Genomic DNA, 13,585 nt, shown 5'->3' on the forward strand with positions numbered 1-13,585 from the left:
GGGAGCAACCCCGCGGCGCCCGGCGGCGTCCGTGGGAGTGACGGCGGAGGAGGACGCATGACCGAGAACCGGGCCGTGGTCGTCGGCGGCGGGCTCGCCGGTGTCACCGCGGCGCTGGAACTCGCCGACGCCGGCCTGCGGGTGACCCTGCTGGAGGGCCGGCCCCGCCTCGGCGGCCTGGCGTTCTCCTTCAAGCGCGGGGAACTGACCGTCGACAACGGCCAGCACGTCTACCTGCGCTGCTGCACCGCCTACCGGTGGTTCCTCGACCGCGTCGACGGCGCGGACCTGGCGCCGCTGCAGGACCGCCTCGACGTACCCGTCCTCGACGTCGCCCACCCCGGCGGCCCCCGGCTCGGCCGGCTGCGCCGCAGCGCCCTGCCCGTACCGCTGCACCTGGCCGGCTCCCTGGCCCGCTACCCGCACCTCTCGCTCGCCGAGCGGGCGTCCGTCGGGCGCGCGGCCCTCGCGCTGCGCCGCCTCGACCCCGCCGACCCGGCGCTCGACGGCGTGGACTTCGCGACCTGGCTCGGCCGGTACGGCCAGTCCCCGCGCACCATCGAGGCGCTGTGGGACCTCGTCGGCATCGCCACGCTCAACGCCACCGCCGGGCAGTCCTCGCTGGGACTGGCCGCGATGGTCTTCAAGACCGGCCTGCTCTCCGAGAACGGCGCGGCCGACATCGGCTGGGCGCGGGTACCGCTCGGAGACCTGCACGACACCCTCGCCCGCAAGGCCCTGGACGCCGCCGGGGTCCGCACCGAACTGCGCACCCGCGTCACGGACATCTCCCGTACCCCGGAGGGCGGTTGGCGGGTGGCCACCGAGGGCGACTCCTTCGACGCCGGCACCGTCGTCCTCGCCGTACCGCAGCGCGAGGCGCACGGGCTGCTGCCCGCCGGAGCGCTCGCCGACCCCGACAAACTGCTCGACATCGGCACCGCGCCGATCCTCAACGTGCACGTCGTGTACGACCGCAAGGTCCTGCGGCAGCCCTTCTTCGCGGCCCTCGGCTCCCCGGTCCAGTGGGTCTTCGACCGCACCGACTCCTCGGGGCTCCCCGACGGCGGCCAGTACCTGGCGCTGTCCCAGTCGGTCGCCCACGAGGACATCGACGAGCCCGTCTCGGTCCTGCGCGCCAAGTACCTGCCCGAGCTGGAACGGCTGCTGCCCGCCGCGCGCGGAGCCAAGGTGCGCGACTTCTTCGTCACCCGGGAACGCACCGCGACCTTCGCCCCGACCCCCGGCGTCGGACGGCTCCGGCCCGGAACCCGGACCGACACGCCGGGGCTGTTCCTCGCCGGTGCGTGGACCGCGACGGGTTGGCCCGCGACCATGGAGAGCGCCGTCCGCAGCGGACTGAACGCGGCCCACGCCGCGCTCGTCCCGCTGGGCCGCCACCGCGAACACCCCTTGCAGGAGGCGGTATGACCACCACCGGCACCGTCGGAGCCACGGGTACCGGCACGGCCGGCACCACCGGCACCGGCACGACCAGCACCGCAGCACCACGCACCGCAGTACGTACAGGAACCAGAGGAGAGCCAGTGAACCCGGGGAATCCGGCCGTCGAGAACACGGACGCCAGTGCGGGCCCGGCCGGCGGGGAGAAGGCGGACACGCTCGCCCTCCTCGAACGAGGCCGTACGCTCTCGACGCCCGTGCTCCGCGCCGCCGTGGACCGGCTCGCCGCGCCCATGGACACCGTCGCCGCCTACCACTTCGGCTGGATCGACGCCCAGGGCAACCCGGCGGACGGCGACGGCGGCAAGGCCGTCCGCCCCGCCCTCGCCCTGCTCTCGGCGGAAGCCGCCGGCGCCGCAGCCGAGGTCGGCATCCCCGGCGCCGTCGCGGTCGAACTCGTCCACAACTTCTCGCTGCTGCACGACGACCTGATGGACGGCGACGAGCAGCGCCGCCACCGCGACACGGTGTGGAAGGTCCACGGACCCGCCCTCGCCATCCTGGTCGGCGACGCCCTGTTCGCCCTGGCCAACGAGGTGCTCCTCGAACTCGGCACGGTCGAGGCCGGCCGCGCGGCCCGCCGCCTGACCACCGCGAGCCGCAAGCTCATCGACGGCCAGGCCCAGGACATCTCCTACGAGCACCGCGAGAGCGTCAGCGTCGAGGAATGCCTGGAGATGGAGGGCAACAAGACCGGCGCCCTGCTCGCCTGCGCGGTCTCCATCGGCGCCGTGCTCGGCGGCGCGGACGACCGTACGGCCGACAAGCTGGAGGAGTACGGCTACCACCTCGGCCTCGCCTTCCAGGCCGTCGACGACCTCCTCGGCATCTGGGGAGACCCGGAGTCCACCGGCAAGCAGACCTGGAGCGACCTGCGCCAGCGCAAGAAGTCGCTGCCCGTCGTCGCGGCCCTCGCCGCCGGGGGACCGGCCAGTGAGGAACTGACCGAACTGCTCGCCGCCGACGCCAAGAGCAACGACTTCGAGAACTTCTCCGAGGAGGAGTTCGCGGCCCGCGCCGCGCTCATCGAGGCCGCCGGCGGCCGCCGGTGGACCGCCGACGAGGCGCGCCGCCAGTACGAGATCGCCATCAAGGCCCTCGACGACGTGGACATGGACCAGCGCGTGCGCGACCAGCTCGTCGCGCTCGCCGACTTCGTCGTCGTGCGCAAGAGGTGATCGCCACCCGCACGCGCATATGAATCGCGAGTCGCCGGACGGTACCGCTTGTCGGTAGTACCGTCCGACGGCGCCCCCCAGCACAGCGGATGACAGCAGAGGACACTGCACGCAAAGGGGAAGCCATGACTGCGACGACCAACGGCGGCGCCCATGCCTGCGGCGCCGACCCGAACGAGCCCCGCCCCGGGCCCGGCGCCGGACCGCCGGGCCCGGCAACGGTCCCGGGCGCCGGCCCGGACCCCGGGCCCGCCGGGCCGCACGGGGTCCGCGAGGCCACCGAGCGGGCGGTACGGGACCTGCTCGGCCGGCAGGACGAGGCCGGCTGGTGGAAGGGCGACCTGGAGACCAACGTCACCATGGACGCCGAGGACCTGCTGCTGCGCCAGTTCCTCGGGATCCGGGACGAGGCCACCACCCGGGGCGCGGCCCTGTTCATCCGCGGGGAGCAGCGGGACGACGGCACCTGGGCCACCTTCCACGGCGGACCCAGCGACCTCTCCGCCACCATCGAGGCCTACGTTGCCCTGCGCCTCGCCGGAGACGCGCCCGACGCCCCGCACATGGCCCGCGCCTCGGCGTGGATCCGGGCCCACGGGGGAGTGGCGGGAGCCCGCGTCTTCACCCGCATCTGGCTGGCGCTGTTCGGCTGGTGGAGCTGGGACCACCTGCCCGAACTCCCGCCCGAACTTCTGTTCCTGCCGTCCTGGGTGCCGCTGAACATCTACGACTTCGGCTGCTGGGCCCGGCAGACCATCGTCCCCCTCACCGTGGTCTCCGCCCTGCGCCCGGTCCGCCCGGCCCCCTTCGCCCTGGACGAGCTGCACACCGACGCGCGGACCCCCTACCCCGTCAGGAAGCTCGCGCCGCTGGCCAGTTGGGACGGCGCTTTCCAGCGCATGGACAAGGCCCTGCACGTCTACCGCCGGTTCGCCCCGCGCCGGCTGCGCGCGGCGGCCATGGCGAGCGCCGGGCGCTGGATCGTGGAACGGCAGGAGAACGACGGCTGCTGGGGCGGCATCCAGCCGCCCGCCGTGTACTCGGTCATCGCCCTGCACCTGCTCGGCTACGACCTGCGGCACCCGGTGATGCGCGCCGGACTGGAGTCCCTCGACCGCTTCGCCGTCTGGCGCGCGGACGGCGCCCGCATGATCGAGGCCTGCCAGTCCCCGGTGTGGGACACCTGCCTGGCGGCCATCGCGCTGGCCGACGCGGGACTGCGCCCCGACCACCCCGCCCTGGTCAAGGCCGCCGACTGGATGCTCGGCGAGGAGATCGTGCGCCGCGGCGACTGGGCCGTGCGCAGGCCCCAACTGGAGCCGGGCGGCTGGGCGTTCGAGTTCCACAACGACAACTACCCCGATATCGACGACACCGCCGAGGTCGTCCTGGCCCTGCGCCGGGTCAAGCACCCCGACCCGGCGCGGCTGGAGGGGGCCATCGCCCGGGGCGTGTCCTGGAACCTCGGCATGCAGTCGAAGAACGGCGCCTGGGGGGCCTTCGACGCCGACAACACCAGCCCCTTCCCCAACAAGCTGCCCTTCTGCGACTTCGGCGAGGTCATCGACCCGCCCTCGGCCGACGTCACCGCCCACGTCGTGGAGATGCTCGCCGTCGAGGGCCGGGCGGGGGACGCGCGCACCCGGCGCGGCATCGCCTGGCTCCTCGCCGAACAGGACCCGAACGGCGGCTGGTTCGGCCGCTGGGGCACCAACTTCGTCTACGGCACCGGCTCGGTGGTCCCGGCGCTGACCGCCGCCGGCTACGCCCCCTCGCACCCCGCGATCCGGCGCGCCGTGGCCTGGCTGGAGTCCGTACAGAACGAGGACGGGGGATGGGGCGAGGACCAGCGCTCCTACCAGGACCCGTCCTGGGCGGGGAAGGGTGCCTCGACGGCCTCCCAGACGGCGTGGGCGCTGATGGCCCTGCTGTCGGCCGGGGAGCGCGACGCGCCGTCCGTGCGGCGGGGGATCGGCTACCTCGTCTCCACCCAGCGCGCCGACGGCACCTGGGACGAGCCGTACTTCACCGGCACGGGATTCCCCTGGGACTTCTCCATCAACTACCACCTGTACCGCCAGGTCTTCCCGCTCACCGCGCTGGGCCGCTACCTGTACGGAGAACCGTTCGGCCCGGGCGGGCGGTACGCCGATCCGGCCGCCTTCCCGCACCCGGCCCCCTCCCTGGGGGAGGCCTGATGACCGGCGGCCCCGCCGCGGCCGGCCCGCCGCCGCTGCTGATCGCCTGCGCCCTGCGCATCGAGCGGACCGCCCTGCGCAGTACCTCGTACCGCGGCGTCCGCGAGCACGGCGCGCCCGGGCGGTACGAGGTCCTGCGCACCGGGATGGGCCCGCGCGCGGCCGAGCGCGCCGTCGGCCGCAAGCTGGCCGAGCCGGAGCTGCACGGCGCCGCCGTGCTCGCCACCGGCTTCTGCGCCGGGCTGCTGCCCGGCATGAGCCCCGGCGACCTGATCGTCGCCGAGGAGACCCGGGACCCGCGCGGCACGGTCGCCTGCGCCGGTACCGCCCTGCTCGCCGAGGCACTGGCCCGGGCGCTGCCCGGCCGGGCCGTACACCTCGGTGCACTGACCGGATCCGACCACGTCGTCCGGGGCCAGGAGCGCGCACAGCTGCGCGCCGGCGGCGCCATCGGGGTCGACATGGAATCGGCCGCCACCCTCTGGGCCGCGACCCGGGGCGGGAGCCGGGGCGGCGGCGCCCCCGGAGCCCGGGACCGTCCGGTTGCGGCCGTCCGGGTGATCGTGGACGCTCCGGAGCATGAGCTCGTCCGTATTGGCACCGTTCGCGGGGGAATATCGGCCTTTCGTGTACTGCGTGCCGTACTACCCGCTTTTCATGAATGGCACCGTTCTTTGCTGCTCCCCCGGAGGTGAGCCAGATGGCCATGCCACTGCGACAGACGATCAGGGTCGGGACGTACCTGCTCGAACAGAAGCTCCGCAAGCGTGAGAAGTTCCCGCTGATCGTCGAGCTGGAACCGCTCTACGCCTGCAACCTGGCCTGCGAGGGGTGCGGGAAGATCCAGCACCCGGCCGGGGTGCTCAAGCAGCGCATGCCCGTGGCCCAGGCGGTGGGCGCCGTGCTGGAATCGGGCGCGCCCATGGTGTCCATCGCGGGCGGCGAGCCCCTGATGCACCCGCAGATCGACGAGATCGTGCGCCAGTTGGTGGCCAGGCGGAAGTACGTCTTCCTCTGCACCAACGCCATGCTGCTCCGCAAGAAGATCGAGAAGTTCACGCCCTCCCCGTACTTCGCCTTCGCCGTGCACATCGACGGACTGCGCGAGCGCCACGACGAGTCGGTCGCGAAGGAAGGCGTCTTCGACGAGGCGGTCGCGGCCATCAAGGAGGCGAAGAAGCGCGGATTCCGCGTCACGACCAACTCCACCTTCTTCAACACCGACACCCCGCAGACCATCATCGAGGTCCTCAACTACCTCAATGACGACCTCCAGGTGGACGAGATGATGATCTCGCCGGCCTACGCCTACGAAAAGGCCCCCGACCAGGAGCACTTCCTCGGCGTCGAACAGACCCGCGAACTCTTCAAGAAGGCTTTCGCCGGGGGCAACCGGCGCCGCTGGCGGCTCAACCACTCCCCGCTCTTCCTCGACTTCCTGGAAGGCAAAGCCGATTTCCCCTGCACCGCCTGGGCCATTCCGAATTACTCGCTCTTCGGCTGGCAGCGCCCCTGCTATCTGATGAGCGACGGGTACGTTCCCTCGTACCGGGAACTCATCGAGGAGACCGACTGGAGCAAGTACGGCCGAGGGAAGGACCCGCGCTGCGCGAACTGCATGGCGCACTGCGGGTACGAGCCGACGGCCGTCCTGGCCACCATGGGTTCGCTGAAGGAGTCGCTGCGGGCGGTCCGCGAGACCGTGGGGGGCGGGAGCAGGGACACGTCGGCATGACCGGCTTCGATCTCGGCGCCCTGCTCGCCGAACGGGGTGGCGAGCGGTACGAACTGCACGCCCGCCACCTCAACCACCAGCTGCCCCGCATGCTGCACACCATCGGCTTCGACAAGGTGTACGTGCGGGCCGAGGGGGCCCACTTCTGGGATGCCGAGGGCAACGACTACCTCGACATGCTGGCCGGCTTCGGGGTGATGGGCCTGGGCCGCCACCACCCGGTGGTCAGGAAGGCCCTGCACGACGTGCTGGACGCCCAGCTCGCCGACCTCACCCGCTTCGACTGCCAGCCGCTGCCCGGGCTGCTGGCCGAGAAGCTGCTCTCCCACAGTCCGCACCTGGACCGGGTCTTCTTCGGCAACAGCGGCACGGAGGCGGTGGAGACCGCCCTGAAGTTCGCCCGGTACGCCACCGGGCGGGCCAGGGTCCTCTACTGCGACCACGCCTTCCACGGGCTCACCACGGGCTCGCTCTCGGTCAACGGCGAGGCCGGCTTCCGCGAGGGCTTCGGGCCGCTGCTGCCGGACACCGTGATCCCGCTCGGGGACCTGGCCGCGCTGGAGCGGGAGCTGAAGAAGGGGGACGTGGCGGCCCTCGTCGTGGAACCCATTCAGGGCAAGGGGGTGCTCGCCGCCCCGCCCGGCTTCCTGTTCGCCGCGCAGGAGGCGCTGCACCGGCGGGGGGCGCTGCTGATCGCGGACGAGGTGCAGACCGGCCTCGGCCGGACCGGCGACTTCTACGCCTACCAGCACGAGCCCGGGGTCGAACCGGACCTGGTCTGCGTGGCCAAGGCCCTCTCCGGCGGCTACGTGCCCGTCGGCGCGACCCTGGGCAAGGACTGGATCTTCAGACGCGTCTACTCCTCCATGGACCGGGTGCTCGTCCACTCCGCCAGCTTCGGCTCCAACGCGCAGGCGATGGCGGCCGGACTCGCGGTCCTGTCCGTGATGGAGGACGAGCGGGTGGTGGCCCGTGCCCGCGCGACGGGCGACCTGCTGCGCGGGCGGCTCGCCGCGCTCGTGGACGAGTACGAACTCCTCCACGAGGTACGGGGCCGCGGGCTGATGATCGGCATCGAGTTCGGCCGGCCGTCCTCGCTGGGCCTGCGGAGCCGCTGGACCATGCTGCAGGCGGCGCGCAAGGGGCTGTTCGCGCAGATGGTCGTGGTGCCGCTGCTGCAGAAGCACCGGATCCTCACGCAGGTCTCAGGGGACCACCTGGAGGTGATCAAGCTGATCCCGCCGCTGATCGTGGACGAGGCGGACGTCGACCGGTTCGTCGGCGCCTTCCGCGCGGTCATGGACGAGGCCCACGGGGGCGGCGGCCTGATGTGGGACTTCGGCCGGACACTGGTGAAGCAGGCCGTCGCCAACCGCTGAACCGGCGGTGCGGCGGGCGACGGCCCACTGCGCGGGACGTCAGTCCAGCAGCCGGTCGCGGAGCCTGCCGAGGGTCTCGGGCGCGAGCCCGAGGCCCTCGGCGAGGTAACGCTCCACGCCGCCCCACTCCTCGTCGATGGCGTCGAAGGCCGTGGTCAGATACGCGGCGCGGGCGTCGAAGAGCGGGGCGAGCAGCTCCATCACCTCGGGCGCGCGGGCCTCGGGCGCATCGCTGCCCCGGCGGACCCGGTAGCGGTTGTGCGGGGCGTTCGACTCCAGGTAGTCCGCGACGATCGCCTCCCGCTCCACGCCCAGCGCGAGCAGGGTGACCGCGATCGACAGGCCGGCCCGGTCCTTCCCGGCCGCGCAGTGCATGAGGGCCGGGACGCTGTTCTCGGCGAGCGCGTGCACCACCCGGCTGTGCTCGGCGGTACGGGTGCGGATCATGGACCGGTACGAACGGTTCATCCGCGCCGCGGCCCTGCCCTCGCCCAGGAGCTCGCGGAGCTGCGCCAGGTCCCCGTTGCGGACCATCTTCCAGAACTCGCTGCCGTCGGCCGGATCCGACAGCGGAATGTTGACGTTGAGCACCCCGGGCAGCTCCACGTCCGGACCCTCCAGCGCGTGGTCGGCTCCGTTGCGGAAGTCGAAGACGGTGTGCAGTCCGAGCGACCCGAGGAATTCCGCGTCGCTTTCGGTGGCATGCGCCAGATGTCCGCTTCGAAACAGTCGTCCCGACTTGACCCTTCGGCCGTCCGTGGTCGGCAGTCCGCCCACGTCGCGGAAGTTGCGCACTCCGGTCAGCGCCTGCTCCTCGTGCGGACTCTGGGGTATCGGCTGGGTCACCGGGCTCCTCCGTGGGATCGTCGTTGAGGGTGTCCGAATTACGCTACTTCCGGGCAACTTGCCATAGCGAGGGGCGAGATCGGACACGCCCCCGTGAGCCAGATCATACGGTGACGTTGAGTGCCTGATCACGAATGGCGAATTGCCTTGCTGGGGCGGTTGTTGAAGATGCGGAATGGACGCAGGGTGACCGGAATTCCGGCGGCCCGTCATCTTCAAGATTCTGTTGGGGAATTCATGACTTGTTCCGCGCGGCCGGACTCGATTACGTTCGCGATCGATCCGGACGGACCGCCTAATCCTGCCGCCGACCGGAAACCGCACCCGACTATTCACGCGCGCGGCAGGAGCGGGGGAACCAGGTAGGCCGCTGTCCCGGATCTCCGGTCGAGATCTTCACGACGGGACAGCTCGGGGTGAAGCCGTCCACGTGCCGTTCACCGGCACCGGGACGGCCGGACATCTCCAGTCCGAACCCGACAGCTCACCTCGCAGGCGTCGGAGAGGAATTCGCCATGCACGCAACGGGTAAGCACCGCCGTCCCAAGTCCCGCTCGATATCCCGCGGGTTCGCCGCCGCGGGCACCGGTGGCGCCGCCCTCGCGCTTCCGCTGCTCGGCGCCACCGGCGCCCACGCCGCGGGCGTCCCGGCCGCGGCTCCCGCAGCCGCTCCGGTCCAGGCCCCCCAGGTGGCCGCCGCGCAGGTGCCCGCCGCGCTCCAGGCCGCGCCGGCCACCGCGCAGAGCGCCCCCACCGTCTACACCGTCGTGCCGGGCGACTACCTCTCCAAGATCGCCGAGCGCCGGCACCTCACCGGTGGCTGGCAACAGCTCTACGCGGACAACCGCGAAGCCGTCGGCAGCGACCCGTCGCTGATCCACCCGGGTCTGGAGCTCACGCTCGGCGGCGCGAAGGGTGCGGCTCCGGCCGCGGCCGCCGAGTCCGCGCCGGCCGCAACGCCGAAGCCGGCCAAGAAGTCCGCTTCGCTTGATTCCTCCGCTTCCGGTGATTCGTCGGGCTCGTCCGACTCGGGCTCCTCCGACTCGGGCTCCTCCGACTCGGGTTCGTCCGACGGGGCCGACGCGCCCGCCGCCCCCGCGGCGCGTGCGCCCAAGGCACCCGCCGGGCAGCAGGGCGGTGCCACGTCCACCGGCTTCGTCGCCCCGGTCGGCGGCGGCACCTCCACCGCGTACAAGACCGCCGGCTCCATGTGGTCCAGCGGCTACCACACCGGTGTCGACTTCTCCGCGAGCACGGGCACCACCGTCAAGGCCGTCGGCCCCGGCACCGTGGTCTCCGCCGGCTGGGGCGGGGCGTACGGCAACGAGGTCGTCGTCCGGCACGCCGACGGCAAGTACAGCCAGTACGCGCACCTTTCCCAGCTCTCCGTCTCGTCCGGCCAGAGCGTCACCGCCGGACAGACCCTCGGCCTCTCCGGTGCCACCGGCAACGTGACCGGCCCGCACCTCCACTTCGAGATCCGCACCGGGCCCTCGTACGGCTCGGACATCGACCCGCTGGCCTACCTGCGCTCGAAGGGCGTCAGCATCTGAGTCCGAGGCGCTGTCGGAGGTGCCGGTTAGGCTGCGGCATCCGACAGCGGCCTCCAGCAGGATGGGACGGGCGGGGCATGAAGGTCAGCGCAGGGGAGCTCAACCGCTCCACCCTCGCACGGCAGTTGCTGCTGCGGCGCGAGGCGATGGGCGTCGGTGACGCGGTCCGCCGGGTCGTCGCCCTGCAGGCGCAGCACGCGGCCTCGCCCTACCTCGCGCTGTGGAACAGGCTCGCCCGGTTCGACCCGAAGGACCTCGACGCCGCCTTCACGGGGCGCGAGGTCCTCAAGTCGACGCTGATGCGGCTGACCCTGCATGCCGTGCACGCGCAGGACTACCCGTCCTTCCGGGAGGCCGTGCAGCCGTCCGTACGGGCCGCCCGGCTCGGGACCCGCTTCACGGACTCCGGGCTGACGGCCGAGGACGCCGACGTCCTCGTACCGGAGCTGCTGGACTTCGCCGACCGGCCCCGTACGACCGCGGAGTGCGAGGCCTGGCTCGGACACCGGCTGGGCGCCGCGCCGCGGCCCGGAGCGTGGTGGGGGCTGCGCCAGTACGCACCGCTGCTGCACGCGCCCACCGCCGCGCCGTGGTCCTTCGGGGAACGCCCGTCGTACGTCGCACCCCCGAGCCGGCCGCGCACCGTACCGGCGGACCCGGAGGCTTCGCGGGAGTCCCTGGAGGCGCTGGTCCTGCGCTACCTGGAGGGGTTCGGGCCGGCGACGGCGGCGGACGTCGCGCAGTTCTCCCTGGTCCAGCGGACCAGGGTGCGCGAGGCGCTGCGCGCGCTGGAGCTCTCCGGACGGCTGGACCGGCTGACGGGGCCGCAGGGCGAGGAGCTGTTCGACGTCCAGGGCGCACCGCGTCCGGAGGAGGACACGCCAGCGCCGCCCCGGCTGATGGCCATGTGGGACAGCGTGCTGCTGGCCTACGCGGACCGGAGCCGCATCGTTCCGCCCGCGTACCGCAGGCTCGTCGCGCGGATGAACGGAGACACGCTGGCGACCCTGCTGGTCGACGGCCACGTCGCCGGCGTGTGGCGGCCGTCCGCCGCCGACGGCGGCGCGATCGAGGCCACCGCCTTCCACCCCCTTCCGGACCAGGTCTGGGAGGAACTCACCGGCGAGGCCCGGGCGCTGAAGGCCTTCCTGGCCGACCGCGAACCGGAGGTCTACCGGCGGTACAGCCACTGGTGGACCACACTCCCGAGCGCCGAGACCCGGCTGCTCGTCTGATCCGTGGGGCCGGGGCCGGAGGGGGCCCCGGCCCCTTGGTCCAGCCGCAGGAGGCCTGGGCCCCCTGCGGGCCGAACACCGCGATCGGCGCGCAGGGGGGTCCTCCATCGGCGGTCCCGCGGCGAGGAGCCGCTCTCCGCCCGGGACCGATACGTGCCAGTCAACCAAGAGGCACCCCGCTGGGGCGACTGGAGCAGGACACGGAATTCGGCCAGCGCGGCCGACACAAGTCCGGTCAATCATCCAAGAGGTAAAGCTGCGATAATGGCTCGCATCTGCGAGGCGTAGGGCCAGGTGGACCCGCTGATGCCGGTTCGCGTGGCGCGGGAACGGAAGTGTGTGATGCGGGGCGAACCCCTCCCTCCGGGGCAGCGTGTGGCCAAGGGCTGGCCGGTCTCCCACTACGGTCCGGTACCCAAGTTCCGGGCCGAGCGCTGGAACCTCCAGGTCTTCGGGGCCACCGCCACCGGACGGACGTACGCGTGGACCTTCGAGGAGATCGCGGCCATGCCCGCCGTGACGCTCGCGGCCGATCTGCACTGCGCCTCGGGTACGACGACCCTCGGGCACGAGTTCTTCGGAGTGCCGTCGTCCGTGCTGCTGGAACTGGCGCCGCCGGCTCCCGGGGTCACCCATGTCATGGCCTGGGCGGAGTACGGCTACAGCGCGAACCTGCGCCTCTCGGACTTCGCCTCCGGCCGGACCCTCATGGCCACCCATCACGACGGCGAGCCGCTCACCGCCGAGCACGGATTCCCGCTGCGGCTGGTCGTCCCCCACCTCTACGGCTACAAGGGCCCGAAGTGGCTGCGGGCGATCGAGTACATGACCCAGGATCGGCGCGGCTTCTGGGAGGAGCGCGGCTTCCACAACATCGCCGACCCGTGGACGGGGCGGCGCCACGCGTACCAGGAGGACGAGGGCGACGGCGCGTAGGCCGTGGAACCTTCTGGAAGTAGTGGGCAGATGCCGCTCGTTGGGCATCTCTCCCCGCATGGGCGAGCCGAGGCGAGGTCGCGGTCCTGCTGCTCGCCGGCTGCGGCGACAACACACCGGAGAAGGCGAGCGGTTCGCCGTACACCGTGAACCTCGCCTCGCTGCGCGGACTGCCGCAGAAGCCCGTGACCGTTGAGTGCGCCAGCGCCAAGGGGCAGCAGAAACGCACCTATCGGGGCGTCCTGCTCCACGACGTCCTCAAGGACGCCCAGCCCCGCTTCGACGCGTCGAAGAAGAACGGCCGGCTGCGCCGCCGCATCGTCGCGGCGACCGGCGGCGGCGACCACCGCGCGCGGACGGTACCCCGGACGCCGGGCTGCTGTGGACGGGTGACACCCGCGGCGAACTCACGCCGCCGGCCCGGCCGGTCCGGTACGTCCGAGGGCCCCGCACCCATCGGTGCGGGGCCCTCGGACGCGGCGCGGGGGTGATCAGGCGGAGAGGGAGATCTCGGTCGACTTGATCAGGGCGACGACGGAGGTGCCGACGGCGAGGCCGAGGGCCTCGACGGCGTCCTTGGTGATGGCGGCGGTCAGCTCGCCACCCTCGACGGAGACCTTGACGGAGCCCATGGCGCCACCGGTCGCGACGTCGGTGACGGTGCCCGCGATCTGGTTGCGGATGGAGATGCCCTCGACCGGACCGGTCGCGAGGGAGACCTCGGTGGACTTGACGAGCGCCTTGACGGCGGTGCCCTCGGCGAAGCCGAGGTCCTTCACGGCGTCGGTGGTGATCGCGGCGGTGATGTCCTGACCGCCAGCCAGGCGGACCTTCACCGTGGACATGGCCTCGCCGGCCGTGACGGAGGTGATGGTGCCGGGGATCTGGTTGCGGATGCTCAGGCTCATGAAAGTAACGCCTCACTCTGCTCGGTGGGGAAAGCGACCTGACGGCCGCCACATTGATCACGCTAGCCGCAGGAATCCCGCGCTGCTCGCAGGCCGTCTCATCCGCCAGGCGAATGGCGTGTGCGGCCTGGCATTTTCACCCCGGCCTAACGT

At 72.3% G+C, this 13,585-nt stretch carries 12 protein-coding genes and 1 riboswitch; of the genes, 10 read left to right on the plus strand and 2 right to left on the minus strand.

The annotated features are described in order from the left end of the window. Window positions 1-57: 57 nt before the first annotated feature. The 6 genes from hpnE to ACWCP2_RS04015 all read left to right on the plus strand — a co-directional run bounded on the left by hpnE (window position 58) and on the right by ACWCP2_RS04015 (window position 7,954). Window positions 58-1,431, plus strand: a complete 1,374-nt coding sequence (hpnE, locus tag ACWCP2_RS03990; protein WP_450906997.1) for a hydroxysqualene dehydroxylase HpnE — start codon at window positions 58-60, stop codon at window positions 1,429-1,431. A gap of 116 nt (window positions 1,432-1,547) precedes the next feature. Beyond that, window positions 1,548-2,642: a polyprenyl synthetase family protein gene (locus ACWCP2_RS03995; RefSeq protein ID WP_450907153.1), complete on the plus strand. Its 1,095-nt coding sequence runs from the start codon at window positions 1,548-1,550 to the stop codon at window positions 2,640-2,642. 125 nt (window positions 2,643-2,767) lie between these two features. Continuing rightward, window positions 2,768-4,840 carry a squalene--hopene cyclase gene (gene shc, locus ACWCP2_RS04000; protein ID WP_450906998.1) on the plus strand — a complete coding sequence of 691 codons (2,073 nt, stop codon included), beginning with the start codon at window positions 2,768-2,770 and terminating at the stop codon, window positions 4,838-4,840. Next, window positions 4,840-5,535: a phosphorylase family protein gene (locus ACWCP2_RS04005; protein WP_450906999.1), complete on the plus strand. Its 696-nt coding sequence runs from the start codon at window positions 4,840-4,842 to the stop codon at window positions 5,533-5,535. Before shc ends, ACWCP2_RS04005 begins: the two co-directional genes overlap by 1 nt. A gap of 5 nt (window positions 5,536-5,540) precedes the next feature. Continuing rightward, window positions 5,541-6,575, plus strand: a complete 1,035-nt coding sequence (gene hpnH / locus ACWCP2_RS04010) for an adenosyl-hopene transferase HpnH (protein WP_450907000.1) — start codon at window positions 5,541-5,543, stop codon at window positions 6,573-6,575. Beyond that, a complete protein-coding gene (locus ACWCP2_RS04015) occupies window positions 6,572-7,954 on the plus strand; it encodes an aspartate aminotransferase family protein (protein WP_450907001.1) in 1,383 nt (460 codons plus the stop codon). Before hpnH ends, ACWCP2_RS04015 begins: the two co-directional genes overlap by 4 nt. 39 nt (window positions 7,955-7,993) lie before the next feature. On the opposite strand, the gene ACWCP2_RS04020 is transcribed toward ACWCP2_RS04015, so the two are convergent. After that, on the minus strand, window positions 7,994-8,800 hold the full coding sequence (locus tag ACWCP2_RS04020; protein WP_450907002.1) for a tyrosine-protein phosphatase: 807 nt from the start codon (window positions 8,798-8,800) through the stop codon (window positions 7,994-7,996). A gap of 315 nt (window positions 8,801-9,115) precedes the next feature. Further along, a riboswitch (cyclic di-AMP (ydaO/yuaA leader) is annotated at window positions 9,116-9,311 on the plus strand. A gap of 4 nt (window positions 9,312-9,315) precedes the next feature. On the opposite strand from ACWCP2_RS04020, the gene ACWCP2_RS04025 reads away from it, so the two are divergent. The 4 genes from ACWCP2_RS04025 (at window position 9,316) to ACWCP2_RS04040 (ending at window position 13,015) form a co-directional block, all read left to right on the plus strand. Beyond that, entirely contained in the window at window positions 9,316-10,353 is a 1,038-nt protein-coding gene (locus ACWCP2_RS04025) for a M23 family metallopeptidase (RefSeq protein ID WP_450907003.1), read from the plus strand. A 77-nt stretch (window positions 10,354-10,430) separates the two neighbouring features. Beyond that, entirely contained in the window at window positions 10,431-11,588 is a 1,158-nt protein-coding gene (locus ACWCP2_RS04030; protein ID WP_450907004.1) for a winged helix DNA-binding domain-containing protein, read from the plus strand. Window positions 11,589-11,930: 342 nt separating this feature from the next. Next, window positions 11,931-12,524, plus strand: coding sequence for a molybdopterin-dependent oxidoreductase (locus ACWCP2_RS04035; protein WP_450907005.1), 594 nt, complete (start codon window positions 11,931-11,933; stop codon window positions 12,522-12,524). A gap of 146 nt (window positions 12,525-12,670) precedes the next feature. Then, on the plus strand, window positions 12,671-13,015 hold the full coding sequence (locus tag ACWCP2_RS04040) for a hypothetical protein (RefSeq protein ID WP_450907006.1): 345 nt from the start codon (window positions 12,671-12,673) through the stop codon (window positions 13,013-13,015). On the opposite strand, the gene ACWCP2_RS04045 is transcribed toward ACWCP2_RS04040, so the two are convergent. Then, the gene (locus tag ACWCP2_RS04045; RefSeq protein WP_450907007.1) at window positions 13,016-13,432 is read right to left on the minus strand and encodes a TOBE domain-containing protein; all 417 of its coding nucleotides are present in this window, start codon (window positions 13,430-13,432) and stop codon (window positions 13,016-13,018) included. Window positions 13,433-13,585: the final 153 nt, after the last annotated feature.

The sequence above is a fragment of the Streptomyces sp. NPDC002104 genome, from assembly GCF_053593795.1.